At 72.3% G+C, this 23203-nt stretch carries 24 protein-coding genes and 5 tRNA genes; 8 read left to right on the top strand and 21 right to left on the bottom strand.

Annotation, left to right across the window (positions count from 1 at the left end; translation table 11 throughout):
- On the bottom strand, positions 1-830 hold an 830-nt coding region (locus tag ABD363_RS30030; protein ID WP_344609265.1), incomplete at its 3' end, for a DAK2 domain-containing protein.
- Positions 831-1097: 267 nt separating this feature from the next.
- On the opposite strand from ABD363_RS30030, the gene rpmB reads away from it, so the two are divergent.
- Positions 1098-1283: a 50S ribosomal protein L28 gene (rpmB, locus tag ABD363_RS30035; protein ID WP_003993230.1), complete on the top strand. Its 186-nt coding sequence runs from the start codon at positions 1098-1100 to the stop codon at positions 1281-1283.
- A gap of 170 nt (positions 1284-1453) precedes the next feature.
- On the opposite strand, the gene thiD is transcribed toward rpmB, so the two are convergent.
- Together thiD and ABD363_RS30045 are read right to left on the bottom strand one after the other, a co-directional pair.
- Positions 1454-2254: a bifunctional hydroxymethylpyrimidine kinase/phosphomethylpyrimidine kinase gene (thiD, locus tag ABD363_RS30040; RefSeq protein ID WP_344609266.1), complete on the bottom strand. Its 801-nt coding sequence runs from the start codon at positions 2252-2254 to the stop codon at positions 1454-1456.
- Positions 2251-3216, bottom strand: a complete 966-nt coding sequence (locus ABD363_RS30045; RefSeq protein WP_344609268.1) for a thiamine-phosphate kinase — start codon at positions 3214-3216, stop codon at positions 2251-2253. The genes thiD and ABD363_RS30045 overlap by 4 nt, the downstream gene beginning before the upstream one ends.
- A 212-nt stretch (positions 3217-3428) precedes the next feature.
- Here ABD363_RS30045 and ABD363_RS30050 point away from each other — a divergent pair, with 212 nt between their 5' ends.
- A complete protein-coding gene (locus ABD363_RS30050; RefSeq protein WP_344609270.1) occupies positions 3429-3662 on the top strand; it encodes an Lrp/AsnC family transcriptional regulator in 234 nt (77 codons plus the stop codon).
- A 20-nt stretch (positions 3663-3682) separates the two neighbouring features.
- Entirely contained in the window at positions 3683-4174 is a 492-nt protein-coding gene (locus ABD363_RS30055) for a DUF3515 domain-containing protein (RefSeq protein WP_344609272.1), read from the top strand.
- Between the two features lie 28 nt (positions 4175-4202).
- On the opposite strand, the gene ABD363_RS30060 is transcribed toward ABD363_RS30055, so the two are convergent.
- From ABD363_RS30060 to ABD363_RS30070, 3 genes are read right to left on the bottom strand one after another with little or no spacing between them, the layout of a single operon-like run.
- Entirely contained in the window at positions 4203-5360 is a 1158-nt protein-coding gene (locus ABD363_RS30060) for a D-alanine--D-alanine ligase family protein (protein WP_344609274.1), read from the bottom strand.
- A gap of 59 nt (positions 5361-5419) precedes the next feature.
- Positions 5420-6430, bottom strand: a complete 1011-nt coding sequence (locus tag ABD363_RS30065; RefSeq protein ID WP_344609276.1) for an NAD(P)H-dependent glycerol-3-phosphate dehydrogenase — start codon at positions 6428-6430, stop codon at positions 5420-5422.
- Entirely contained in the window at positions 6427-7203 is a 777-nt protein-coding gene (locus ABD363_RS30070) for a lysophospholipid acyltransferase family protein (protein WP_344609278.1), read from the bottom strand. Before ABD363_RS30070 ends, ABD363_RS30065 begins: the two co-directional genes overlap by 4 nt.
- 155 nt (positions 7204-7358) lie before the next feature.
- Here ABD363_RS30070 and cofC point away from each other — a divergent pair, with 155 nt between their 5' ends.
- Positions 7359-7997, top strand: coding sequence for a 2-phospho-L-lactate guanylyltransferase (gene cofC, locus ABD363_RS30075; RefSeq protein WP_344609280.1), 639 nt, complete (start codon positions 7359-7361; stop codon positions 7995-7997).
- A gap of 9 nt (positions 7998-8006) precedes the next feature.
- The gene (locus ABD363_RS30080; RefSeq protein WP_344609282.1) at positions 8007-8210 is read left to right on the top strand and encodes a hypothetical protein; all 204 of its coding nucleotides are present in this window, start codon (positions 8007-8009) and stop codon (positions 8208-8210) included.
- Positions 8211-8314: 104 nt separating this feature from the next.
- Here ABD363_RS30080 and ABD363_RS30085 read toward each other — a convergent pair whose 3' ends face one another.
- From ABD363_RS30085 to leuC, 4 genes are all read right to left on the bottom strand, one after another.
- Positions 8315-8953 (bottom strand): HU family DNA-binding protein, encoded by a 639-nt coding sequence (locus ABD363_RS30085; protein WP_344609284.1) that lies wholly within the window; start codon positions 8951-8953, stop codon positions 8315-8317.
- 136 nt (positions 8954-9089) lie between these two features.
- A complete protein-coding gene (locus ABD363_RS30090) occupies positions 9090-9320 on the bottom strand; it encodes an SCO5555 family protein (protein ID WP_344609286.1) in 231 nt (76 codons plus the stop codon).
- Positions 9321-9605: 285 nt separating this feature from the next.
- A complete protein-coding gene (gene leuD, locus ABD363_RS30095) occupies positions 9606-10199 on the bottom strand; it encodes a 3-isopropylmalate dehydratase small subunit (protein ID WP_344609288.1) in 594 nt (197 codons plus the stop codon).
- 6 nt (positions 10200-10205) lie between these two features.
- Positions 10206-11636: a 3-isopropylmalate dehydratase large subunit gene (gene leuC / locus ABD363_RS30100; protein ID WP_344609306.1), complete on the bottom strand. Its 1431-nt coding sequence runs from the start codon at positions 11634-11636 to the stop codon at positions 10206-10208.
- A 196-nt stretch (positions 11637-11832) separates the two neighbouring features.
- Here leuC and ndgR point away from each other — a divergent pair, with 196 nt between their 5' ends.
- Entirely contained in the window at positions 11833-12549 is a 717-nt protein-coding gene (ndgR, locus tag ABD363_RS30105) for an IclR family transcriptional regulator NdgR (protein WP_023546516.1), read from the top strand.
- Positions 12550-12658: 109 nt separating this feature from the next.
- On the opposite strand, the gene ABD363_RS30110 is transcribed toward ndgR, so the two are convergent.
- Positions 12659-13141 (bottom strand): DUF4188 domain-containing protein, encoded by a 483-nt coding sequence (locus ABD363_RS30110; RefSeq protein ID WP_344609290.1) that lies wholly within the window; start codon positions 13139-13141, stop codon positions 12659-12661.
- 111 nt (positions 13142-13252) lie between these two features.
- Here ABD363_RS30110 and ABD363_RS30115 point away from each other — a divergent pair, with 111 nt between their 5' ends.
- Positions 13253-13900: a MerR family transcriptional regulator gene (locus tag ABD363_RS30115; RefSeq protein WP_344609292.1), complete on the top strand. Its 648-nt coding sequence runs from the start codon at positions 13253-13255 to the stop codon at positions 13898-13900.
- A gap of 72 nt (positions 13901-13972) precedes the next feature.
- Here the strand turns inward: ABD363_RS30115 and ABD363_RS30120 are convergent.
- The 10 genes from ABD363_RS30120 to ABD363_RS30165 form a co-directional block, all read right to left on the bottom strand.
- Positions 13973-14045: transfer RNA gene (locus tag ABD363_RS30120), tRNA-Glu, on the bottom strand.
- Positions 14046-14073: 28 nt separating this feature from the next.
- A tRNA-Gln gene (locus tag ABD363_RS30125) sits at positions 14074-14145 on the bottom strand.
- 55 nt (positions 14146-14200) lie between these two features.
- Positions 14201-14273: transfer RNA gene (locus ABD363_RS30130), tRNA-Glu, on the bottom strand.
- Between the two features lie 29 nt (positions 14274-14302).
- Positions 14303-14375 (bottom strand) — tRNA-Glu (locus ABD363_RS30135).
- A 39-nt stretch (positions 14376-14414) separates the two neighbouring features.
- Positions 14415-14486, bottom strand: a tRNA-Gln gene (locus tag ABD363_RS30140).
- Positions 14487-14581: 95 nt separating this feature from the next.
- The gene (locus tag ABD363_RS30145) at positions 14582-15313 is read right to left on the bottom strand and encodes an HAD family hydrolase (RefSeq protein ID WP_344609294.1); all 732 of its coding nucleotides are present in this window, start codon (positions 15311-15313) and stop codon (positions 14582-14584) included.
- A gap of 35 nt (positions 15314-15348) precedes the next feature.
- Positions 15349-17553 (bottom strand): FlgD immunoglobulin-like domain containing protein, encoded by a 2205-nt coding sequence (locus ABD363_RS30150; RefSeq protein ID WP_344609296.1) that lies wholly within the window; start codon positions 17551-17553, stop codon positions 15349-15351.
- Positions 17554-17730: 177 nt separating this feature from the next.
- The gene (gene gltX, locus ABD363_RS30155) at positions 17731-19215 is read right to left on the bottom strand and encodes a glutamate--tRNA ligase (RefSeq protein WP_344609298.1); all 1485 of its coding nucleotides are present in this window, start codon (positions 19213-19215) and stop codon (positions 17731-17733) included.
- A complete protein-coding gene (locus ABD363_RS30160; protein WP_344609300.1) occupies positions 19208-19984 on the bottom strand; it encodes a fumarylacetoacetate hydrolase family protein in 777 nt (258 codons plus the stop codon). Before ABD363_RS30160 ends, gltX begins: the two co-directional genes overlap by 8 nt.
- A gap of 209 nt (positions 19985-20193) precedes the next feature.
- On the bottom strand, positions 20194-20382 hold the full coding sequence (locus ABD363_RS30165; RefSeq protein ID WP_344609302.1) for a hypothetical protein: 189 nt from the start codon (positions 20380-20382) through the stop codon (positions 20194-20196).
- 599 nt (positions 20383-20981) lie between these two features.
- Between ABD363_RS30165 and ABD363_RS30170 the strand changes: the two genes are divergently transcribed.
- Positions 20982-23203: sensor histidine kinase (locus ABD363_RS30170; RefSeq protein ID WP_344609304.1), on the top strand; the 2222-nt coding region annotated here is incomplete at its 3' end.

Below are 23203 nucleotides of genomic sequence, written 5' to 3' on the forward strand. Positions count from 1 at the left end.
CCGCAGCCGCCGGGGCCGGACTGCTCCCCGGGCGCGTGCCCGCCGGGGGCCGCCGCCGTCCCGGTACCGCCCTGCCGGGCCCGCCCCGCGCGCGCGGAGGCCTCGAGGCCGGCCCGTCCCGCGCGCGCGTGTCCTCCCGGACCGGCCGCCTCCCGCGGAGTCTCCCCCGTCAGCGTCTGCACCAGTGCCGCGAGCACCGTGACGAGGCCCTGGCCGCCGGCGTCGACCACCCCGGCCCGCTCCAGGGCGGCCAGCTGTCCCGGGGTCGCGGCCAGGGCCGCGCGGGCCCCCTCGTAGGCCGCCCGGGCGACCGAGCCGCAGTCGCCCCCGGCGCCGTCGGCCGCGTCGGCGGCGGCCGAGGCCACCGTGAGGACCGTGCCCTCGACGGGGTGGGCGACGGCCCGGCGGGCGGAGTCGGCCGCGCGCCGCAGGGCGAGCCGCAGCCCCTGCCCGTCGGTGTGCGCGCTCCGTCCCGGGTCCGCGAGCACCTGGGCCATCCCGCGCAGCAGCTGCGCCAGGATCGTTCCGGAGTTGCCCCGCGCCCCGATCAGCGCCCCGTGCGCCATCGCCCGCACCGCCTCGGCCAGCGACGGCCCGGCGGCCGCCGGCGCGCGGCCGGGGTCCGCCTCGTGGCCCGCGAACACCGCCTCGACGGCCGCGACGGCCGACTCCACCGTCAGGTACAGGTTCGTCCCGGTGTCCCCGTCCGCCACGGGATAGACGTTGATCGCGTCGATCTCCGCCCGTGTCCGCCCCAGCGCCTGAAGCGCCAGACCGCACCAGGTGCGCACCGCGAGAGCGTCGAAGAATCTCTGCGGCACCTGCGCCACCTGCGCCTCCCTGAGCTGCTGGACGTGGCTCGCAGCGTAGACCCCGGGCCGGTACCGGCCGGAACGGGGCCGGGGACGGGGTCATGGGCTGCCATGGTAATTTCGTTGCACGGGCGCAGCCGTTGTATGCTGCTCCGGTTGCCCGATCCTGATCGGGCGTGTCCCCTGGCAGCGCCATTCAGATCTCGACCGCTCGAAGAGCCTAAGATCTCGATCCCGGCATGCCGGGATTAACCGTAAGTGCATCTGAAGTCTTTGGAGTGACCCGTGGCTGCCAACTGCGACGTCTGCGGCAAGGGGCCGGGCTTCGGCAACAACATCTCGCACTCGCACCGCCGTACGTCCCGCCGCTGGAACCCGAACATCCAGCGTGTGCGTACCGTGGTCGGCGGGACGCCGAAGCGCGTGAACGCCTGCACCTCGTGCATCAAGGCCGGCAAGGTCTCGCGCTGACGCTCAGCTAGCGCGCGGCCACTGCCTGGTTCGCCGCAAGGAGCCGGTCCACCTCTGGTGGGCCGGCTCCTTGCCGTACCCGCGGCCCGGCCGGGCCGCGGGTACCGGCCGCCGGGCCGGAGCCGAGCGACCGGCCGCCGGCGCCGGGCCCGTGAAGCCGGCGCCCGGCTTCAGCGAGCGCGCCGTTCGAGCGCCCACCCGTGGTCCACGGGCCCGATCCCCGCGCCGAGCGCGAACCCGGCCGCGATCGCCCCGGTGACGTACGCCTTGGCCGCCGCCACCGCCTCCGGCACCGGCAGCCCCTTCGCCAGCCCGCACGCGACGGCGGAGGCGAGGGTGCAGCCGGTGCCGTGGGTGTGCCGGTTGTCGTGGCGCGGCGCCCGCAGCCAGTGCTCCTCGGAGCCGTCGGTCAGCAGGTCGACCGCCTCTCCGGGCAGGTGACCGCCCTTGATCAGTGCCCAGCGCGGCCCGTACGCCAGCACGGCCGCCGCCGCGTCCCGCAGCTGCTCCTCCGACTCGACGCGGACGCCGGTCAGTTGCGCCACCTCGTCGAGGTTCGGCGTCACGACGGTCGCCACCGGCAGCAGCTTCGTACGGACGGAGTCCAGCGCGGACGCGGCGAGCAGCGGATCGCCGTGCTTGGACACCCCGACCGGGTCGACGACCACCGGGGCGTCCGTGCCGCCGGCCAACTCGGCCACCGCCTCGACGAGTTCCGCCGAGGCGAGCATCCCGGTCTTGACCGCCTGGACGCCGATGTCGTCGACGACGCTGCGGTACTGGGCCCGCACCGACTCCACGGGCAGCTCCCAGGCGCCCTGCACGCCGAGCGAGTTCTGCGCGGTCACCGCGGTGATCACGCTCATGCCGTGCACGCCGAGCGCGAGCATGGTCTTCAGGTCGGCCTGGACGCCGGCGCCCCCGCCGGAGTCGGAGCCCGCGACCGTCAGCACCCGGGGCGGCGCGCTCATGACTCGATGTCCCCGAAGTGGTCCCAGCCGCCCTGGCTGGTCCACGGCGCCCCGTCGACCGTCACCTGGGGCAGCGCCGAGGGGTTAAGGACCTCACCGATGACCTTCCAGCGGGCGGGCAGCTTCACGTCCGGCGGGAAGGTCGCCACGATCGCGTGGTCCTCTCCCCCGGTCAGCACCCACTGCATGGGGTCGACGCCGACGGCCTGTCCGATGTCGTTCATCTGGGACGGTATGTCGATCGCCCCGGAGCGGATGTCGATGCGCACCTTGCTGGCCTCCGCGATGTGCCCGAGGTCCGCGATCAGCCCGTCGCTGACGTCGCACATCGCGGTCGCGCCGAGCGCCGCGGCGGCCGGCCCCGCGTGGTAGGGCGGCTCGGGGCGGCGATGCGCCTCGACGAAGGCGCGCGGCGAGCGGAAGCCGCGGCACAGGACCGCGTACCCGGCCGCGGACCAGCCGAGCCAGCCGGTCACCGCGACGAGGTCGCCGGGCTGGGCGCCGGCCCGGGTCACGGGCTCCTGGTTGCGCAGGTCGCCGAGCGCGGTGATCGACACGGTGATGGTGTCGCCGCGCACCACGTCACCGCCGACCACGGCGGCGCCCGCGACCTGGCACTCGTCGCGCAGACCGTCCATCAGCTCGGTCGGCCAGGTCACCGGCAGTTCGGCGGGGACGACCAGGCCGAGCAGCAGCGCGGTCGGCACGGCGCCCATGGCGGCGATGTCCGCGAGGTTCTGCGCGGCGGCCTTGCGGCCCACGTCGTAGGCGGTGGACCAGTCGCGGCGGAAGTGCCGCCCCTCCACGAGGATGTCGGTGCTGGCCACGACCCGGCGGTCGGGCGCGGCCACCACCGCGGCGTCGTCGCCGGGGCCGACCCGGACCGCCGGGGTGGTGGTGAGACGGGAGGTGAGCTCCCTGATGAGCCCGAACTCCCCGAGCTCACCAACAGTGCCCTTCATTGCCCTTTCTCCCCTTCTGTCCCTGTCCATGCCCGGTCGCGGGTCCTCTCCGACCTCGCTACGGTCGAAGTGACCGCCGTCTTGTGTCGTGCTCGTACCCGCACCCCGGCGCGCACGGTCCGTTCACCCCGGGTCTCCCCGCGGTGAGCGGCGACGCGATACCGTGGCGTTCCTTTTCCCCACATGATCCTCGTGGCCGCCCTGGAGGTTCCGTGGTACAGGCGTACATCCTGATCCAGACGGAGGTCGGCAAGGCGTCGACCGTCGCCGAGACGATCGGCAGGATCCCCGGAGTCGTCCAGGCCGAGGACGTGACGGGACCGTACGACGTGATCGTGCGGGCCCAGGCCGACACCGTCGACGACCTGGGCCGCATGGTGGTCGCCAAGATCCAGCAGGTGGACGGCATCACCCGCACCCTGACCTGCCCGGTCGTCCATCTGTAGCCCCCGTCTACCCTGGGCCGGTGAACTTCCTCCGTCACCGGCGCCGCTTCGTCCTCGGCGCGTCCGCGCTCGCTCTCCCGATCGCCGTCGCGGGCTGCTCCTCAGCAGACGACCGCGCGTCGGCGGCGGTTCCCAGCCCGGACGCCGAGGTCGCGAAGGTGTGCCGGAACCTGGACAAGGTACTGCCGGCGAAGGTGGACGGGGAAAGCCGCGGCGATCCCGAGCCCGCGTCCGCGCTGACCGCGGGCTGGGGCAGCCCGGCGATCATACTTCGGTGCGGTGTGCCGCGGCCCGCCGCGATGAACGACTCCGGGGCCGACGGGGTCGAGGTGAACGGCGTCGGCTGGCTGCTGGAGAAGCTCGACGGCGGGGCGTTCCGGTTCACCACGACGCTGCGGACGGCGTACGTCGAGGTGACCGTCCCCGAGGAGCGCACCGCCGGCGGCATGGCCCCGTTGGTCGACCTGGCGCCGGCCGTCGAGGAGGCGATCCCCGAGGGGATCGCCTCCTGAGGCGCGGGGCTCCTGCGGGGAGCGCGCCTCAGCGCAGACCCGTCGGCCTGCGCAGCGCCGCCCGCACCAGCCGGTCGATCAGTTCCGGGTAGCTCACCCCGCTCGCCTGCCACATCTGCGGGTACATCGAGATCGGCGTGAAGCCGGGCATCGTGTTGATCTCGTTGATCACGAACTCCCCGTCCTCGGTGAGGAAGAAGTCCGCCCGCACCAGCCCCTCGCACGACGCCGCCTCGAACGCCTCCACGGCGAGCCGCCGCACCTCGGCGGTCTGCTCGTCGGTCAGCGGGGCCGGCACGACGCCGGGGGTGGAGTCGATGTACTTGGCCTCGAAGTCGTAGTACGCGTGCGCCTCGGGCGGCGGGATCTCGGCCGGCACGGAGGCCCGGGGGCCGTCCTCGAACTCCAGCACCCCGCACTCGATCTCGCGGCCCCGCAGCGCCGCCTCCACCAGGATCTTCGGGTCGTGCCGCCGCGCCTCCTCGATCGCCGCGTCGAGGCCGGAGAGGTCGTCGACCTTGGTGATGCCGATCGACGAACCCGCGCGCGCGGGCTTCACGAACAGCGGCCAGCCGTGCTCGCCGGCGAAGTCGACGATCCTCTTGCGGGCGGCCCGCTCGTCGCGCTGCCACTCGCGCGGCCGGATCACCACGTACGGGCCCACCTTGAGCCCGAAGGAGGTGAACACCCGCTTCATGTACTCCTTGTCCTGGCCGACGGCCGAGGCGAGCACTCCCGAGCCGACGTAGGGGACGCCGGAGAGTTCCAGGAGGCCCTGGAGGGTGCCGTCCTCGCCGTACGGGCCGTGCAGCACCGGGAAGACCACGTCGACCTCGCCGAGCGCCTTGGGCACCGAGCCGGGCTCGCTGTAGACGACCTCGCGGTTGCCGGGGTCGACGGGGAGCACCACGCCGCCCTCGGCCGACTCGGCCAGCTCCTCGACGCTGGGCGTGCGGCGCTCGGTGATCGCCATGCGCTCCGGTTCGTCGGCGGTGAGCGCCCAACGGCCGTCCCGGGTGATGCCGATCGGCAGGACGTCGTACTTCGTCCGGTCGATGGCCCTCAGGACCGCGCCTGCGGTGACCACGGAGATTCCGTGTTCGGAGCTGCGCCCGCCGAACACGACGGCCACACGCGGCTTGCGGGGCGGCTGCTCGGGGCTCTGGGGGAGGTTCTCGGTGCTCATATCGCGATGAGAGTACCCGTTGGTAGGGCCCGGAGGCAGCGTCCGCCCCGCGCCTTCGCTCAGCGTCGCTCGGGCTTCGCGCTGCGCGACATCAGTTCCTTCAGGGCCACCACCGGCGGCTTGCCCTCGTGCACGATGTCGACGACCGTCTCCGTGATCGGCATGTCGACGCCGTGCCGGCGGGCCAGGTCCAGCACCGACTCGCAGGATTTGACGCCCTCCGCGGTCTGCCGGGTGACCGCGATGGTCTCCTCCAGGGTCATGCCCTTGCCGAGGTTGGTGCCGAAGGTGTGGTTGCGGGACAGCGGCGAGGAGCAGGTGGCCACCAGGTCGCCCAGGCCCGCGAGTCCGGAGAACGTCAGCGGGTCGGCGCCGAGCGCCGCACCGAGCCGGGTGGTCTCGGCGAGGCCGCGGGTGATGAGCGAGCCCTTGGCGTTGTCGCCGAGGCCCATGCCGTCCGCGATGCCGACGGCCAGGCCGATCACGTTCTTGACCGCTCCCCCGAGTTCGCAGCCCACCACGTCGGTGTTGGTGTAGGGGCGGAAGTACGGGGTGTGGCAGGCGGCCTGGAGCCGCCGGGCGACGGCCTCGTCGGTGCAGGCGACCACGGCGGCGGCCGGCATCCGGGCGGCGATCTCGCGGGCGAGGTTGGGCCCGGTGACCACGGCGATGCGCTCGGCGCCGATCCCGGCGACGTCCTGGACGACCTCGCTCATCCGCATGGCGGAGCCGAGTTCGATGCCCTTCATCAGGGACACCACCACGGTGCCGGGCGCGAGCAGCGGCGCCCACTCGGCGAGGTTGCCGCGCAGGGTCTGGGACGGGACGGCGAGGACGGCGAAGTCGGCGTCCCGCGCGGCCTCGGCGGGGTCGGTGGTGGCCCGCAGGTTCCGCGGGAGTTCGACGCCGGGCAGGTAGTCGGGGTTGGTGCGGGTGGAGTTGACGGCGTCGACGAGCCCGGCGCGGCGTGCCCACAGCACGACCTCGCAGCCCGCGTCGGCGAGGACCATGCCGAAGGCGGTCCCCCACGATCCGGTGCCGAAGACGGCGGCCTTGACCGGCTTGCTCACGTGCCCTGCCCCTCTTCCTGCACCTGCCTGCCCCGGGTCTGCGCCTGGGTCCGGCGGCGCTGCTCGATCCGCTCCCGGCGCGGGTCGTAGGGCGTGGCGGGCGCCTTCTCGCCGCGGATCTCCTCCAGCTGGCGGGTGATGGCGGCCATGATGACCTCGGTCGCCTCCTTCAGCAGCTCCGCGGTCATCTCCCGGCCGTAGAAGCGGGAGAGGTCCACGGGCGGCCCGGCGAGCACGTGGTGGGTCTTGCGCGGGAGGAGGCGGGGTTTCCTGGCGTACGGCGGCAGCAGTTCGTTGCAGCCCCACTGCGCGACCGGGATGACCGGGCACTTGGTCTGCAGGGCGACGCGCGCGGCGCCGGTCTTGCCGGTCATGGGCCAGCCGTCCGGGTCGCGGGTGAGGGTGCCCTCGGGGTAGAAGGCGACGCACTCGCCGCGCTCCACGGCGTCGATCGCGGCGCGGAAGGCGCTGAGCGCGTCCGTGCTCTCGCGGTAGACGGGGATCTGTCCGGTGCCGCGCATCGCGGCGCCGACGAATCCTTTCTTGAAAAGGCCGCTCTTCGCCAGGAATCGCGGAACGCGCCCGGTGTTGTACTGGAAATGCGCGTACGCGAAGGGGTCGATATGCGAATTATGGTTCACGACCGTGATAAATCCGCCCTCCGCCGGAATGTTCTCCATTCCACGCCAGTCCCGCTTGAGCAGAACCACCAGCGGCGGTTTGCAGATCACCGCGGCGAAGCGGTACCAGAAGCCGATTCTGCGGCGGGGCACGCGGACACCTTTCTCTAGGGCGTGGAACGGGGCCGGGGGGCCGCACAAGTGTCGCCCCGGGCCGCCGGTCTGTCGAGAACACCGTACGCCCCGACACGACGGCCACCCGATGGCCCGGGGGACAATGGCCGCGACAAGAGAGGGGCGGAACGCTCGTGCAGTGGACCTTGGTCATCCCCCTGAAGCCCTTGGCGCGGGCCAAGAGCAGACTCGCGGACACGGCCGGCGACGGACTGCGGCCGGGCCTCGCCCTCGCCTTCGCGCAGGACACCGTGGCCGCCGCGCTGGCCTGCCCGGCGGTGCGGAATGTGGTCGTCGTCACGGACGACGCCGTGGCCGGACGCGAGCTGGCCGCACTGGGCGCCCGGATCGTCCCGGACGAACCCGGCGACGGCCTGAACGCCGCGCTGGCGCACGCCGCGGCCCTCGTGCGGGCGGCCCGTCCGCACAGCGCCGTGGCCGCCCTGAACGCCGACCTCCCGGCGCTGCGCCCGCCGGAACTGGCCCGGGTCCTGGACGCGGCGGCCGGATTCCCGCGCGCTTTCCTCCCCGACGCGGCCGCGATCGGCACCACCTTGCTGGCCGCCGCCCCGGGCCGGGAACTGCGCCCCGCCTTCGGCGCCGGCTCCCGCGCCCGCCACCGCGCCTCGGGGGCGGCCGAGCTCGCCCTCGACGCGGTGGACTCGGTGCGGCAGGACGTGGACACCGGCGAGGACCTGCGGACCGCGCTCGCCCTGGGGGTGGGCCCCCGCACGGCCGCCGCGGCGGCGCGGCTGCTGATCCCGGGGCAGTAGGCTGCCGCCATGCAGGCGACCGCGTACACGTACGACCCCGAGAGCCGCAGCGGGCAGGTGCTCCTGGACGACGGCACGCCCGTGCCCTTCGACGCGGCGGCGTTCGACGCGGGAGGGCTGAGGCTGCTGCGCCCGGGGCAGCGGGTGCGCGTCGAGACCGAGGGCGAGGGCGCGGCCCGCCGGATCACGCTGGTGACCTTGCAGACGTTCTGACCCCGGGACCGTGCGCGCCCGGGCCCCGCGCACGCCGCGGGCCGGGCTCCGTGCGGAGTCCGGCCCGGCGTGTGAGTGTCCCTGTGCCCTGCGCGGCCTGCTGCTTACTTGGTGCGGGGGGCGGTGGTCTTCTTGGCCGCGGTCTTGCGCGCGGTCGACTTCTTGGCGGGCGCCTTCTTGGCCGTGACCTTCTTGGCGGGCGCCTTCTTGGCGGTGGTCTTCGCCGCCGTGGTCTTGGCGGCCGTCGCGGTCTTCTTGGCCGCCGCCTTCTTCGTCGTGGGGGCGGCCTTCTTGGCGGTGGTCTTCGCCGCCGTGGTCTTGGCCGCCGTCGCGGTCTTCTTGGCCGCCGCGCCCGTGGTCTTCTTCGCGGCGGCCTTCTTGCCGGCGGCCTTCGAAATGGTGGGCGGCGGGCCGGACAGGCTGCCCTTGGGCGCCTTCTTGACCGCGATGTCGTTCTTCGGCAGCTTCTTCGAGCCGCTCACCAGGTCCTTGAAGCCCTGACCTGCGCGGAAGCGCGGAACGGAGGTCTTCTTGACCCGAACCCGCTCGCCCGTCTGCGGATTGCGGGCGTACCGGGCCGGACGGTCCACCTTCTCGAACGAGCCGAAACCGGTGACCGAGACCCGGTCGCCCGCGACCACCGCTCGGACGATGGCGTCCAGTACCGCGTCGACGGCATCGGCGGCCTGCTGGCGGCCGCCCATCTTGTCGGCAATCGCTTCTACGAGCTGCGCCTTGTTCACGTCTTCCCCTTCGGAGACATCGCCCGAACGAAACTGTTCAAGCTTTTTCGCACGTTAGGCAGATATATACCGCAAATCAAACACGAAACGGGCTTATCACCCTTGTGCCGCAGCCGACTCGACTGCCCCGGCCCGTTCAGCGTTCCTCGTCGGGGAGCCGCCCCTCGTCGAGATCCGTGGCGAACCGCTCCAGGCGCCTTGCCGTATCGGCGAGATCGTGCTTGGCCGCGGCCGTGATGACCAGCAGCTTCCGGGTCAGCGCCATCCGTACGCCCTCCGGGACTTGCAGTGCGCGCACCCTTGCGTGCGCTTCCTTGAGTTGGACCGCGACCGCCTTGTAGAGCTGGAGTTGGCCGTCGTGTTCCATGCACAGATTGTGCCATCTGGGGCGAGTTGTCGCCTGCGCAGGGGGCAACTGCCGCCTCGGACAGCCTTCCGGGCATCTGGGGAAGCTGCGGTTACAGCCCTCACGTACCCCGGCAACCACCGCCGTAACGAGGGAAGTTGAGCGGGAGCACGGAGCCGCTCGCAGTGGTCCGGACGCAGAGACGGCCGTACCCCCGATCGGGCTGATCGGGGGTACGGCGGGTGTTCGGGGTGGCCGAAAGTCGACCTTGCCCGGAGGCAGGTTCAGACCAGAGGGCGTCCTGGTTCAGACCTGGAGCGTCCGCGGCTTGAACGACGGGCGCTTCTCCTCGTAGGCGGCGATGTCGGCCTCGTTCCGCAGCGTGATCGAGATGTCGTCCAGGCCGTTCAGCAGCCTCCAGCGGGAGTTCTCGTCCAGCTCGAAGGAGGCGGTGACGTCCCCGGCGCGCACCTCGCGCTCGACCAGGTCGACCGTGACCTCGGCCTGGGGGTCGGCCTCGGTGAGCTCCCACAGCGCGTCCACGGTCTTCTGCTCCAGCACCACCGTGAGCAGGCCGTTCTTGAGGCTGTTGCCGCGGAAGATGTCGGCGAAGCGGGAGGAGATCACGGCCTTGAAGCCGTAGTTCTGCAGGGCCCAGACGGCGTGCTCGCGGGAGGAGCCGGTGCCGAAGTCGGGGCCGGCGACCAGGACCGTGGCGCCCTGCCGCTCGGGACGGTTGAGCACGAACTCCGGGTCCTTGCGCCAGGCCTCGAACAGCCCGTCCTCGAACCCGTCCCGCGTGACCTTCTTGAGCCAGTGGGCGGGGATGATCTGGTCGGTGTCGACGTTGGAGCGGCGCAGCGGGACGGCCCGGCCGGTGTGGGTGGTGAATGCTTCCATGACTGATCAGACTCCAGCGGGCGTACGGGTGTCGGCGTCGGCCAGATCGGCCGGGGAGGCGAGGTGCCCGAGGACCGCGGTGGCCGCCGCGACCTGCGGCGACACCAGGTGGGTGCGGCCGCCCTTGCCCTGCCGGCCCTCGAAGTTGCGGTTGGAGGTGGAGGCGGAGCGCTCGCCCGGGGCCAGCTGGTCGGGGTTCATGCCCAGGCACATCGAGCAGCCCGCGTGCCGCCACTCGGCGCCGGCCTCCTTGAAGACCACGTCCAGACCCTCGGAGACGGCCTGCAGACCCACCCGCGCAGAGCCCGGCACGACCAGCATCCGCACGCCGTCGGCGACTTTGCGGCCCTTGAGGATCTCGGCGGCGGCCCGCAGGTCCTCGATGCGGCCGTTGGTGCAGGAACCTACGAAGACGGTGTCCACCTCGATGGAGCGCAGCGGCTGTCCGGCCGCCAACCCCATGTACTCCAGGGCCTTTTCGGCGGCGAGGCGCTCCGAAGCGTCCTCGTACGAAGCCGGGTCGGGGACGGACGCCGAGAGCGGCGCGCCCTGTCCGGGGTTGGTGCCCCAGGTGACGAACGGCGACAGCTCGGCGGCGTCGATGACCACCTCGGCGTCGAACTCGGCGTCGTCGTCGGTCCTGAGCGTCTTCCAGTAGGCGACGGCCGCGTCCCAGTCCTCGCCCTGCGGGGCGTGCGGGCGGCCCTTGAGGTAGGCGAAGGTGGTCTCGTCGGGGGCGATCATGCCCGCGCGGGCGCCGGCCTCGATCGACATGTTGCAGATGGTCATCCGGGCCTCCATCGAGAGCTTCTCGATGGCCTCGCCGCGGTACTCCAGGACGTAGCCCTGGCCGCCGCCGGTGCCGATCCGCGCGATGATCGCCAGGATCAGGTCCTTGGCGGTGACGCCCTCGGGCAGCTCGCCGTCGACCGTGATCGCCATGGTCTTGGGACGGGCCATCGGCAGCGTCTGGGTGGCCAGCACGTGCTCGACCTGGGAGGTGCCGATGCCGAACGCCAGCGCGCCGAAGGCGCCGTGCGTGGAGGTGTGGGAGTCGCCGCAGACCACGGTGGTGCCGGGCTGGGTCAGCCCCAGCTGCGGGCCGACGACGTGCACGACGCCCTGCTCGACGTCGCCCAGCGGGTGCAGCCGGACGCCGAACTCGGCGCAGTTCTTGCGCAGCGTCTCCAGCTGGGCCCGGGAGACCGGGTCCGCGATGGGCTTGTCGATGTCGAGGGTCGGGGTGTTGTGGTCCTCGGTCGCGATGGTCAGGTCGAGCCGGCGCACCCGGCGGCCGCTCTTGCGCAGTCCGTCGAAGGCCTGCGGGCTGGTCACCTCGTGCAGCAGGTGCAGATCGATGTAGAGGAGGTCGGGCTCGCCCTCGGCGCGCCGGACGACATGGTCGTCCCAGACCTTCTCCGCGAGTGTCCTACCCATCGCTTTCCCTCCGGCCGACGGCGAGACGCCGACCCAACTAGAGATCTTGAGGAAGCGGCCGCCCGTGCCGGTGATCCCAGGCATCCGCCGCCAGGCCCTTTCGTCACGGGCCGCTGTGACTTCGTGTCCTCCAGGGTGGCGCGTTCCACGGAAAATTGAACTTGCGTTTCACAGAGTGAGACGCGAGTATCGTTGCATGGACAACAGTAGCGGCGTCGGCGTTCTGGACAAGGCGGCACTCGTCCTGAGCGCTCTGGAGTCCGGTCCGGCCACCCTCGCGGGCCTGGTCGGCGCCACCGGACTGGCACGACCCACGGCCCACCGCCTGGCCGTGGCACTGGAGCACCACCGCATGGTGGCGCGCGACATGCAGGGCCGGTTCATCCTCGGCCCGCGGCTCGCGGAACTGGCCGCCGCGGCGGGCGAGGACCGCCTGCTCGCCACCGCCGGCCCGGTCCTCACCCACCTGCGGGACGTCACGGGCGAGAGCGCGCAGCTCTACCGGCGCCAGGGCGACATGCGCATCTGCGTCGCCGCGGCGGAGCGCCTGTCGGGTCTTCGGGACACCGTCCCGGTCGGCTCCACGCTCACGATGAAGGCCGGCTCCTCCGCGCAGATCCTGCTGGCCTGGGAGGAGCCCGAGCGGCTGCACCGCGGCCTGCAGGGCGCCCGCTTCACGGCGACGGCCCTGTCGGGCGTCCGGCGCCGCGGCTGGGCCCAGTCCATCGGCGAGCGGGAGCCGGGCGTGGCGTCCGTCTCCGCTCCCGTACGCGGCCCCTCCAACCGCGTGGTGGCCGCCGTCTCCGTCTCCGGCCCCATCGAGCGCCTGACGCGCCACCCGGGCCGTATGCACGCCCAGGCGGTCATCGACGCCGCCGCCCGCCTGTCCGAGGCGCTGCGCCGCTCCGGCTGATCCGCCACCGGCACCCGCCGGGGGGGGGCCGCCCCGACGCCGCGGCGGCCCGCCCCCGGAAGTCCTCGCGGCGGCGTCCCGGCACGCCCGCGCCCCCGGACGGGACCTGTCACTTCACCCCGAGCCGCTCCGCCGCCCGGTCGCCGCGGCGCCCCACCGGAACGACACCGGTGGCCGCGCCCAGCCCGAACTCGGGCATGTTCACGTAGACCGACTCGTACGACCCGGCCGGCACGACGTACGTCTCGTGCCAGAAGCCCACCTTGCCCTTCCCCTCCCGCAGCCTCCGGTTGAAGGCGGCCCAGGCCGGACGGTGCGCCCGGTCCGGCGCCGAGGCGTAGGCGAAGAGCTTGTCCTTCGAGTCCCAGTACTGCACCACGTGGAGCACCCGCGGGAAGCCCAGCAGGAACCGGTGGCCCAGCAGCCCGCTGCCCTTCTCGCGCGAGAGCTCCCTGAGCATCGGCCCCATGGCCCTGGCCACGGGCACCCAACTCCGCAGCGCGGTGAAGCTGTTGATGCGCATCCCGATGAGGAAGACGACGATCCCGTCCTCGCTCGCGGCGGTCGTGCGCCCTTCGATCGGCTTGCCCATGATCTCCCCCACTCCTCCTGTGAACCTCATTGGATAGCAGCACTATCCATGCTTGGATAGTGACACTCTCCAACGAGGGGCGCAAGCGGAAACCGAGGATGCGGGGCGGACATGCGGCTGGCGGAGCTGAGTGAGCGCAGCGGGGTCTCCACGGCCACGATCAAGTACTACCTGCGCGAGGGGCTGCTCCCGCCCGGGCGCCGGGTCACGGCCACCCAGGCCGAGTACGACGAGGAGCATCTGCGGCGGCTGCGCCTGGTGCGGGCGCTGATCCAGGTGGGCGGGGTCACGGTGGCCTCGGCCCGCGAGGTGCTCGCGGCCCTGGAGAACGACGATCTCGACCGGCACGACCGCCTGGGCACCGCCGTGTGGGCCCTGCCGCACGGCCCGGCGCCCGCCGCGGACGACCCGGCGGCCGAGGCGGCCCGGCGCAGCGCCGACGAGCTGCTGCGGCGGGTGGGCTGGAGCTACGGCGGTGCCGCGCCGGCGCCGTCGCCCGCGTACGGGATGCTGGTGGCCGCGATCGCGGCGCTCGCCCGGCTCGGATACCCGTGCGGCGTCGACGACTTGGAGCCCTACGCCCGCGCGATGGGCCGGCTGGCGGTCACCGACCTGGACCTGGTGGAGCGGTACGGCGGTTCGCCCGACGAGCAGGTGGAGGCGGCGGTGGCGCTGACCGTGCTGTACGAGCCGGTGCTGCTGAGCCTGCGGCGGCTGGCCGAGGCCGAGGAGTCCAGGCGCAGGTTCGAGGAGAGGTGAGGTTCGGCGCGTCCCGGAAAAGCCTCCGGGAACGCCGAAGGGCCCTCCCCGGGGGGAGGGCCCTTCTCGATGTACCCCCGACCGGATTCGAACCGGCGCTACCGCCTTGAGAGGGCGGCGTGCTAGGCCGCTACACAACGGGGGCGTGGACTCTGCGTTTTCGCAGGTCCGAGCTGGTCTACCTGGACTCGAACCAAGACTAACGGAACCAGAATCCGTCGTGCTGCCAATTACACCATAGACCAAGGTGGTTTAGACCACTGGACCTCCTGAGAGGCCCGGTGAGACCTTCACCGTCAGTACCCCCGACCGGATTCGAACCGGCGCTACCGCCTTGAGAGGGCGGCGTGCTAGGCCGCTACACAACGGGGGCCCTAGCGATTCCGAACTGATCGGAACCAGTACCCCCGACCGGATTCGAACCGGCGCTACTGCCTTGAGAGGGCAGCGTGCTAGGCCGCTACACAACGGGGGCTTGCGGATGGGATCCGCGAGTGCAGATGAGCTCTGCGAGCTGGCCTACCTGGACTCGAACCAAGACTAACGGAACCAGAATCCGTCGTGCTGCCAATTACACCATAGGCCACTGGAACGCAAGCCCCTGAGCTGGGGATCTTGTTCTAGTCTTGCGCCTCGGGGTTTTGGCCTTCCGGCCCGCTCCCCGGCGGCGCAGGAAGAACATTACCTGAAGGTGGACGACGCTCCAAAACGAGTATCGGCGCCGAGGACCGCGGGGAGTTCGGCGAGGGTGACGATCCGGTGCGGGCCGGCCGGGGGGTCCACGGTGGCGTGGCCGTCCAGGCGGTCGATCCACACCGACAGCAGCCCGGCCTCGGCGGCGCCCCGGCCGTCGATCTCCGGGTGGTCGCCGACGTACGCCACCTCGTGCGGGGGCAGGGACAGCGCCTCGCAGGCTGCCAGGAAGGCGGCGGCCGCGGGCTTGGAGACGCCGAGCTCGGCGGCGCACAGGATGGCCTCGAAACGGTCGTGGACGCCCAGGACGCGCAGCTTGTGGTCCTGGACGGCGAGGCTGGAGTTGGACAGCACGGCGTGCCGGTGGCCGGCGGCGAGGGCGTCGAGGACGGGCAGCACGTCCGGGAACAGGGACCAGGCGGCCTCGTAGTGGGCGACGTGCCGCCGGAACCAGGCGTCGGCCTCGTCGTCGCTCAGCTGCGCGCCCAGGAAGGCGCGGACGCGGTCGCGGCGCTGCCCCTCGAAGGTCGTCTCCCCCGCCGAGAACCGCGCCCAGTGCCGCTGGGTGACCTCCTTCCAGTGCGCGAGGGCCCGCTCGGCGCCGCCGTGCGCGTCGAGCAGGCCCTCGGCCGCCAGGTGGGCGCGCATGCCCTCGCGGTCCGCGGTGGTGTGGTCGAAGAGGGTGTCGTCCACGTCCCAGACCACGGCTCGGATGCTCATGGCCCGACGGTAACCCGGCGGCGCGCGGCGCGGGGTCAGTTCACGGTGGTCGTGCCGGTCAGGGTCAGGTCGGGGCCGTGGCCGTCGCGGGGCCGGGCGGTCAGCCGCCAGGTGTAGGTGCCGGCGGCCCGGCGGCCGTTGTCCCACAGGCCGTCCCAGGAGGCGCGGACGGCGGCGGCCGTGGAGGCGCCGTCGAGGGTGCGCACCACCGTTCCGGCGGCGTTGCTCAGGGTCAGGGTCCAGGTGGAGGGCTTGTTGAGCTGCCACACCGGCTGCCACGGCTCGGCGGTGGTCGGACCGGGCGCGGCCTGCGTCTGCGCCTCCGTCTGGGCCAGCGGCGAGGTGGGCACGCCCGACGCGACCAGCGCCACCCGGCCGTCCTCCGTGAGGTGGGCGACCTGGCCGCCGAACCGGTCCACGGCCCAACGGCCGGTGTGGCCGCCGGTGTTCCGGTCGGTGGCGGGCAGCACGGCCACGGCGCGGGTGACCGCCGTACCGGTGTGGAAGTCGGTGAGCAGCAGTTCGTGGGTGGTGCGGTTCTCCCGGACCAGGTAGCCGTCGGCGAGGCGGGCCTGGCCGGCCGGGACGCCGATGGCGCGGCCGGTGGCGCGGTCGTGGACGCCGGCCGGGCCGCTCGCGCCGCACGTCCAGTACAGCCAGGTGTTGACCGCCTGGATCTCGCTGGGGGTGCAGGGGGCGCCGGTGTCGACGGTGGCGACGTTCCTCTTCGCCTTCAGGTCGTAGGCGACGACCTGGCCCGGCGCGCTGCCCGGGATCCACAGCCGCTGGCCCCAGATCGCGGCGGCGGTGCGGGTCCGGCTCAGGACGATCTCGCCGCCGGCCCCGTGCGCGAAGTCGGCGACCTTCTGCGTGCCGGAGGTGCCGCCGTTGTAGAGCACGTAGCGGCCGGTGCCGGTGCCCAGGCGGCCGCGGGTGTCGCCGGTGGGGGCAAAGCCGTAGGCGTTCGGGCCGATGCCGACGTGCACGGACTCGGTGCCTGCCGAGCCGGTCGACAGGTAGGCGTACCGGCCGTCGCCGAGCGCCTCCAGCTGGGGGCAGGCCGCGTCCCCGCCCAGGCAGGGCGAGACGTCGAGCAGCGGGGCACGCGGGGTGTGGGGACCGGTGGGCCTGCCCGCGGTGTCGAGCGGCATGGCGTGGACCGCGTCGTAGCCGACAGCGTTGGTGGTGTTGCCGCCCATCAGCAGCTCGCCGCCGGCCAGCATCAGCCCGTCGACGGTCGTCCGGAAGGCGGGGACGGTCCGCACCCGGGCGGTCGTGACGCCGCCGTCCCCGGTGGCGGTGACCCGGTGGATGTGCCAGTCGGTGCTGGCCGGTCCGGCCGTGGCGAGCGCGCCGCCGTCGAGGGTGGGGGCGATGGCGCCGTGGGAGTCGGCCAGAGCCGTGCGCCGGTCGCCGGTGCCGAGGTCGGTGGCCGTCAGCTCGGGCTTCTCGCCGGCGCCCAGGAAGGCGCGGTTGCCGCTCAGCAGCTGGTCGCCGACGATCGCCAGGGCCTTGCCGGAGTACGACACGGGGGCGGGCGCGGTGCCGGGCGCCGCGTCGACGCGGATCGCCCTGCCGCCGGCCGACAGCCAGCGGTCGTTGAAGGTCACCTCGGTCGAGCCGGGAACCGACACCCCGGCCGTGCCGTCGGCGAGGTCGACCAGGCCGGTCGAGACCGTCCCGTCCAGGCGGTACCCGACGGCGACGTGGCGGACCGAGCCGCCGGTGACGACCGTGCCGGTGGGTTCGGCGCCGGCGGGCAGGCCGGTGACGGGCAGGTCGCGGGTGGTGCCGTCGGCGGCGGCGCGCAGGACGTGCAGGGCGCCCGCCGCGTCCTGGGTGACCACGCTCCAGCCCACCGCGGTCCTGTAGGTGTGGCCCTCGGGGAGGGTGACCGTGGCCGTGGCGCCGGTGGAGCGGTGCTTCTGGGCGACCGTGCCGGCGGTCCTGGTGCCGACCACGTCGGCGCCGGTGGCCAGGTCGTCGGGGCCGGCGTGCCCGGGCGGGACGGCGTCCGCGTAGTCGACCCAGACGGTCCGGGGCGAGCCGGTTCCCGGCAGCCAGTACTGGAAACCGGAGGCGCCCGCCCACAGGTACCGCACCTCGGGCGGCTGGGCCATGCTCAGCTGCGTGACCGCCACGGGGGCGTCCACGGCGTGCGCCGGCGCGGCCGGCCCGGCGTACGACAGGGCCAGCGCCCCGCCGAGAGCCACGGCCGCCAGTCTTCTCGATCGGGTCACGATCCCCTCCCCTGGAACACGGTGAACACGCGTGTCACGCGTGCACGGTCATCCAAGGCCCGCCGCGGAAGCGGACGTCGGGAGGAACGATGAATTCCGGGCGGCGGCCGGGTGTACAGCCCGGGGTGCGCGGCGGGGGCGGCGCCCGGTCCGGACGCCGCCCCCGCCGGGAACGCGCTAGGCCGCCAGCTTCGCCAGCGCCGCGTCGATGCGGGCCAGGGTCTTCTCCCTGCCCAGGACCTCCAGGGACTCGAACAGGGGCAGGCCGACCGTGCGGCCGGTGACGGCGACGCGGACGGGGGCCTGCGCCTTGCCGAGCTTGAGGCCGTGGGCCTCGCCGGCTGCCAGGACGGCCTCCTTCAGGGACTCCGCCGAGGTCCAGTCGGCCGACTCCAGCTTCTCCCGGGCCGTGCGCAGCAGCGCGTCGCTGCCCTCCTTCATGGCCTTGTTCCAGGACGCCTCGTCGAAGACCGGCTCCGGCAGGAACAGGAAGTCGACGTTGTCGGTGATCTCGGAGAGCACCTTCAGGCGGGTCTGCGCGTGCGGGGCGACGGCCTGCCACTTGGCCTCGTCGAAGGCCTCCGGGGCCCAGGGGGCGAAGGGGGCCTTCAGCCACGGGCGGCAGCGCTCGGCGAAGTCCTTCACCTCCAGCATGCGGATGTGGTCGCCGTTGATCGCCTCGCACTTCTTCAGGTCGAAGCGGGCCGGGTTGAGGTTGACGTCCGCGACGTCGAAGGCCGCGACCATCTCCTCGATCGTGAAGACGTCCCGGTCGGCGGAGAGCGACCAGCCGAGCAGGGAGAGGTAGTTGAGCAGGCCCTCAGGGAGGAAGCCGCGCTCGCGGTAGAGGTTCAGCGACGACTGCGGATCGCGCTTGGAGAGCTTCTTGTTGCCCTCGCCCATGACGTACGGCAGGTGGCCGAACTCGGGGATGTCCTTGGCGACGCCCAGCTCGATCAGGGCCTTGTAGAGGGCGATCTGCCGCGGGGTGGAGGAGAGCAGGTCCTCGCCGCGCAGGACGTGGGTGATCTCCATCAGGGCGTCGTCGACCGGGTTCACCAGCGTGTACAGCGGGGCGCCGTTGGCGCGCACGATGCCGTAGTCCGGGACGTTCTCGGGCGTGAAGGTCAGCTCGCCGCGGACCAGGTCGGTGAAGGTGATCGTCTCGTCGGGCATCCGGAAGCGGACGATGGGCTCGCGGCCCTCGGCCTTGAACCGCTCGATCTGCTCGGCGGTCAGCTCGCGGCAGTGGCCGTCGTAGCCGGAGGGCCGGCCGGCGGCGCGGGCGGCCTCGCGGCGGGCGTCCAGCTCCTCCTGGGAGCAGTAGCAGTGGTAGGCGTAGCCGCCGTCCAGCAGCTTGCGCGCGACGTCCCGGTAGATGTCCATGCGCTCGGACTGGCGGTACGGCGCGTGCGGGCCGCCGACCTCGGGGCCCTCGTCCCAGTCGAAGCCCAGCCAGCGCATGGAGTCGAGCAGCTGCCGGTAGGACTCCTCCGAGTCGCGGGCCGCGTCGGTGTCCTCGATGCGGAAGACCAGGGTGCCGCCGTGGTGCCGGGCGAACGCCCAGTTGAACAGGGCGGTGCGGACCAGGCCCACGTGGGGGTTACCGGTGGGCGAGGGGCAGAAACGGACGCGTACGGGAGTGCCGGGTGCGCTAGCCACGCTTGACAACCTTGTTGGTGAGAGTGCCGATGCCTTCGATGGTGACGGCGACCTCGTCGCCGACGTTGAGGGGGCCGACCCCTGCCGGGGTGCCGGTGAGGATCACGTCGCCGGGGAGCAGCGTCATGGCCTCGGTGATGTTGACGATCAGGTCCTCGATGGAGTGGATCATCTCGCTGGTGCGGCCGAGCTGGCGCTGCTGCCCGTTGACCGTGAGCTGGACGATGAGGTCCGAGGGGTCGAGCTCCGTCTCCACCCAGGGGCCCAGCGGGCAGGAGGTGTCGAAGCCCTTGGCCCGCGCCCACTGCTTCTCGCGCTTCTGCACGTCCCGGGCGGTGATGTCGTTGGCGCAGGTGTAGCCGAAGATCACGTCCTTGACGCGTTCGCGCGGGACCTCGCGGCACATGCGGCCGATGACGACGGCCAGCTCCGCCTCGTGGTGCAGCTCCTGGGAGAAGGGCGGGTACTGGATCTCGTCGCCCGGGCCGATGACCGAGGTGGACGGCTTGAAGAAGGCGAACGGGGCGTCCGGCACCTCGTTGCCCAGCTCCCGGGCGTGTTCGGCGTAGTTGCGGCCGAAGGCCACGACCTTGTTGGGGAGCACCGGCGGCAGCAGCCTGACCTTGCTCAGCGGGACCTTCGTGCCGGAGAGCTCGAAGTCCGTGAAGGGGATCCCCTTGATGATGTCGAGGACGAGTTCGTCCGGCTTGTCGCCCTCGATCGCGCCGAAGGCGACGTTCCCGTCGATGGAGAATCTGGCGATGCGCACGGGATCCTTGCGCCCCTTAACTGAGAAACGGTCCGGCTGGAGTCTGACGCTCCAGGCTAACGCGACGAAGGGTCCGCGCCTCGCTCATCACGGCCCGTCCCGGCCGCGGACACGCCTCAGGGGCGCCCCCGCGGCCTGCGGGAACGCCCCTGATCCGGTCCTCGTGGGCTCTTCGGCCGCCGTCCGGGGCCGCCGGTGCCCGGCCCGTCCTACTCCGCGGCGGAGGCCTGGGCGGGGATCTCCTTGAGAATGGTGCGCCTGGGGTTGGCGGTCCGGGCGGGGAGCTCGACGGGGTGCTCCGGCTGCTCCGGCGTCTGCAGTTCGCCGACGTCCTTCAGATGCGCCAGTGTCGTGCGTCGCGGGTTGGCGATCGTGCGGAACATCATCGTCGTCTTCACGGTGACGGAGACCCTGTCCTGTGCGGGCGCCGGGAGGGTCCGAGGACCCCCGCACGAGCGCGGGTTGTCTGTTTTGCCATCTCTGTAAATCGTCAGGCTAAACATGCGATTCCCTGCCGAAGGCCACCAGGACCTGCGATTCGTGTGTGAGTTTGCTCACTTATCCAGGGGTAAACAGGGCAATTCAGGCCCGTGCCCCCCTATCGCAAAACGGACATCAACTCCCTGAAGCCGCCATTCCGCTCCTGATCATGCCGACTGGGACACCCGCCCCGCCACGACGGCTTACGGCGGTATGACCGCTTTGCGGGAGATCAGTTTCTACGTCCGGTAGTCCGTCCCTCACGTCGTGTCATGTATGTCACGGCATGACCCACGGCCCTTGTTGGAGATCCTGCACTGTGCTGGAATTCCACGGACCGCCGCAGGATCGAGCCGGCGCGCAGGGGGCGCACAGAAGCGCCGAGTGGCGGCGAGAAGGGGGAACCAGCGCCGGTCACTCACGACCACCACGGGGACGTGTTCAGGACGCCCCCACGACGCCGACACCGCCTCTCCGCTCACCCGGAGAGGCGCCTGGTCCAGAGGTTGCGACGCTAGTGCAGGGACGTTTCAAGAGGGATGGCAGCGCTTCGGCGGAGCCGGAGCCGCACGGCGGGACTGGCCCCATGGCCGTCAGCTCCTCGCCCCAGCACGCCCAGAACCCGGGCCCGGCCCCGACCGGCGACGGCGGTGAGCGCCCCGGACGCCCCGGCGCGGCCGCTCCCGGTGCGCCGGGCACGCCCCCGGCGGTGAAGCCGCCGAAGGCCCCCGTCGGCCCCGGCTCCCGCATGGCGCTGCGCAACTGGCGGATCTCCACCCGCCTGGTGTCGCTGCTCGCGCTGCCCGTGGTCGCGGCCACCTCGCTGGGCGCGATGCGCATCAGCCAGTCCATGGACGACATCCAGCAGCTCGACAACATGAAGCTGCTGACGGACATGACCAAGCAGGCCACCGAACTGGCCGCCGCGCTCCAGGAGGAGCGCGACCAGTCGGCCGGCCCGCTGGCGCACAGCTCGAAGGCCAGCGCGATCACCGTCAAGGGCGACCGGGAGAAGACCGACCGGGCCCTGGCCAACTTCCTCTCCAGCTCCGAGGAGATCGACAGCGCCAGCAAGGACGGCAACCTCCAGGGCGTCCGGGACAGCCTCGTCGGCCTCGCGAGCGACCTGAACGACCTCAACAAGATCCGCAACACGGCGTACCAGTCCAAGAAGAACTCGACGCAGACGGTCGAGGCCTACCACCGGCTGATCACCCACCTGCTGGACCTCTCGCAGGACATGGCGGAGGCCACCAGCAACCCCGAGATGATCCAGCGGACGCGCGCCCTGGCGGCCTTCTCCTCCGCCAAGGAGTACGCCTCCATCCAGCGCGCGGTCCTCGCGGCGGCGCTGCCGGCCAGCAACAACACGTACGGCGACATCTCCGAGAACGACCGGCTGTACGCCGAGTCCGCGCTGCAGAGCCAGACCTCCGAGCTGCGCAGCTTCGCCAGCATCTACGGCGACGGCGCCGAGGAGCTGCTCAAGCCCATCGACCAGGGCAACCCGATCATCGAGGCCACCGACACCTACGCGAGCCGCGCCCTGGCCAGCGAGGACGGCCTGGAGGGCCTGGACAAGCGCTCCTACCAGGACTGGCTGGACGACAGCTCCACCAAGATCCAGCAGATGAAGAACATCGAGCACCGGCTGCTGGAGGACATGGAGCAGCAGGCCCGCGAGCTGCGCAACGCCTCCGAGCGCGAGGCGATCATCTCCGGTGCGCTGATCCTGCTCGTGCTCGGTGTGTCGCTGGTCGGCGCCTTCGTCGTCGCCCGCGGCATGATCCGCTCGCTGCGCCGTCTGGAGGAGACCGCGACCAAGGTCGCCTCCGAGCGTCTGCCCGAGCTGGTCAAGCAGCTCTCCGAGGCCGACCCGCAGGACGTCGACACCTCCGTGGAGTCGGTCGGCGTGCACTCCCGGGACGAGATCGGCCGGGTGGCCGCGGCCTTCGACGACGTGCACCGCGAGGCGGTCCGCCTCGCCGCCGAGCAGGCGCTGCTGCGGGGCAACGTCAACGCGATGTTCACCAACCTCTCGCGCCGTTCCCAGGGTCTGATCCAGCGCCAGCTGTCGCTGATCTCCGAGCTGGAGTCCCGCGAGGCCGACCCGGACCAGCTGTCCTCGCTGTTCAAGCTGGACCACCTCGCCACCCGTATGCGCCGCAACGGCGAGAACCTGCTGGTCCTCGCGGGTGAGGAGCCCGGCCGCCGGTGGACCCGCCCGGTCCCGCTGGTCGACGTGCTGCGTGCCGCCGCCTCCGAGGTGGAGCAGTACGAGCGCATCGAGCTGGCGTCCGTGCCGACCACCGAGGTGGCCGGCCGGGTCGTCAACGACCTCGTGCACCTGCTCGCCGAGCTGCTGGAGAACGCCACCTCGTTCTCCTCGCCGCAGACCAAGGTCAAGGTCACCGGTCACGCGCTGCCCGACGGCCGGGTGCTGATCGAGATCCACGACACCGGTATCGGCCTGTCGCCGGAGGACCTCGCCGCGATCAACGAGCGGCTCGCCTCTCCTCCGACGGTGGACGTCTCCGTCTCCCGCCGCATGGGTCTGTTCGTGGTCGGCCGGCTGTCGCAGCGCCACGGCATCCGCATCCAGCTGCGCCCGTCGGACTCCGGTGGCACGACCGCGCTGGTCATGCTGCCCGTCGACGTCGCCCAGGGCGGCAAGAAGCCCCAGCCCAAGCCGGGCCAGCCGATCGCGGGCGGTCCGGCCGCCGCGCAGGCCGCCGACGG

The organism is Streptomyces glaucus (assembly GCF_039533365.1).
Taxonomy (GTDB): domain Bacteria; phylum Actinomycetota; class Actinomycetes; order Streptomycetales; family Streptomycetaceae; genus Streptomyces; species Streptomyces glaucus.